The sequence below is a fragment of the Kineococcus aridisoli genome (genome assembly GCF_050871885.1).
Classification (GTDB): domain Bacteria; phylum Actinomycetota; class Actinomycetes; order Actinomycetales; family Kineococcaceae; genus Kineococcus.
In genome coordinates this window covers 1-1,942 of the sequence record NZ_JBJLSF010000172.1, presented here as the reverse complement: position 1 = coordinate 1,942, position 1,942 = coordinate 1, and the positions used below count along the sequence as shown (strand labels likewise).

The window sequence follows — 1,942 nt, the reverse complement described above, 5'->3', positions numbered from 1 at the left end:
CGTGCCCCGCCCCCGCCGTGTCAGAGAAGTCCCCCGCCGCCGCGGACGCCCCGCCCCCCCCCCCCCCCCGCGCCCCCCCCCCCCCCCCCCTGGGCGCCTTCGCGCTGTCCACCGCCGCCGGTGGCGCGCTGCTGGGGGTGTGGGCCTCCGGGCGGGCGGTCGCACCGCTGCACGCGGTGGCCCGCACCGCCGCCCGCATCGCCGGCGGGGAGACCGGTACCCGGCTGCCGCCCACCGACGACCCCGACCTGGCCACCATCGTCGGCGCGTTCAACAGCATGGTCGAGGCCCTGGAGGAGCAGATCCAGCGCGAGGCGCGCTTCAGCTCCGACGTCAGCCACGAGCTGCGCTCGCCGTTGACGACCCTGGTGACCAGCGTGGCGCTGCTGCAGCGCCGCCGCGAGGAACTGCCGCCGCGCTCGCAGCGCGCCCTCGACCTGGTGGGGCGCGAGCTGGACCGCTTCGCCCGCACCCTGGACGACCTGCTGGAGCTGGGGCGCCTGGAGTCCGGCGCCGGCGCGCGGGAGCGGACGCGGGTGGACGCCGTCGCGCTGGTGCACCAGGTGCTGGAGGGCAGCGGGCGCGCGGGGGTGCCGGTGCGCGTGCCCGGCCCCGGAGCCGGTGCGAGCGGCGGGGGCACCGGGTTCCCGGTGCAGGTCGACGCGCAGCAGATCAGCCGGGCGCTGGCCAACCTCTTCGACAACGCCGACCGGCACGGCGGAGGACTGCTCGCGGTCCAGGTCGAGCGCGACGGCCCGTGGGTGCAGGTGCTCGTCGACGACGCCGGTCCCGGGGTCGTGCCGGCCGAGCGCCAGCGCATCTTCGAGCGCTTCGCGCGCGCCGGTTCGCGCGGCTCGCTGCCCGGTTCGGGGCTCGGCCTGAGCCTGGTCGCCGAGAGCGTGCGCGCGCACGCGGGTGCGGTGCGCTGCACCACCTCCCCGCTCGGCGGGGCGCGCTTCGTCGTGCGGCTGCCGGCCGCCGACGGCGGTTCCGGCGGTTCCGGCGGTTCCGGCGCTGCCGGCGCCGTCGCGGGCGGCACTGCGGAGGGCGCCGCCGACGGCGTGAACGGGAGCGCGCTGAGCGTCCCACCGCGTGCACGGGAGGAGCGGTGAGGGCGCGGGCGGTGCGGGTGCTGGCGGCGGCAGCTCTGGCAGCCGGTGCGCTCAGCGCCGCCGGCGCGTGCGGCACCCCCACCGACGGGCAGCCGCGGACGATCACCTCCGGCGAGGTGCCCCACGGCCTGCTGGACCCGAAGCAGCCTCCCACCGCCGACGGAGGGGCGGCGGCCAGCACCGGTTCCGGCCCGCAGGCGTACTTCCTCACCACCGAGCAGCTGCTCGTGCCGTTGCCCGTGCTCGTCCCGGAGCCCGTGCCCGCGGACCCCGGCGCGGTGGGCTCCGGCGAGGCGGCGGTGCTGAGCGCGCTGCTGCAGCGGTTGAGCGCCGGTCCCGACGAGGGCGAACGCGCCCGCGGCCTGGCCAGCGCGCTGGGACCGGGCGTCGCGCTGGGCGTGGACGGGCTGCACGAGGGGGTCGCGCACATCACGGTCGGCGGCCTGGGGGACAACCTCGCCGCCGACCGGCTGCCGCTGGCGATCGCGCAGGTGGTGCTGACGGCCACCAGCACCCCCGGCGTCCAGGCGGTGCAGCTGGTGCGCGACGGGCAGGTGCTGGAGGTCCCGCTGCCGGGTGGGCAGCGCACCGCCGAACCGCTGCGCGCCGACGACTACGGCTCGTTGCGGGACCCGGCGGGCGCCGCGCCCGCCCCGTGAGGCGAGGGTCGGGACGGGCGGGGAGCCGGCGCCGCCCACGTCGCTCCCGTCGGCGGAACGGGCGGTGGACCGGCTGCGTCGAACCGCCGTGACCTCCTCCCGCCTCGCTCGGACCGGGCTGCTGGCCGTCCTGCTCGTGAGCGCGTGCGGGCGCCGCGGCCCGCCCGCACG

The 1,942-nt window shown here is 79.1% G+C and carries 2 protein-coding genes; both read left to right on the top strand.

Going from position 1 to position 1,942, the window contains the following annotated elements; all coding sequences use genetic code 11:
• On the top strand, window positions 1-1,112 hold a 1,112-nt coding region (locus tag ACRYM2_RS23110), incomplete at its 5' end, for a HAMP domain-containing sensor histidine kinase (RefSeq protein ID WP_432525043.1).
• Complete coding sequence (locus ACRYM2_RS23105) at window positions 1,109-1,771, top strand: GerMN domain-containing protein (RefSeq protein WP_432525042.1); 663 nt, start codon at window positions 1,109-1,111, stop codon at window positions 1,769-1,771. The genes ACRYM2_RS23110 and ACRYM2_RS23105, both read left to right, overlap by 4 nt.
• The last annotated feature ends 171 nt before the right edge of the window (window positions 1,772-1,942 follow it).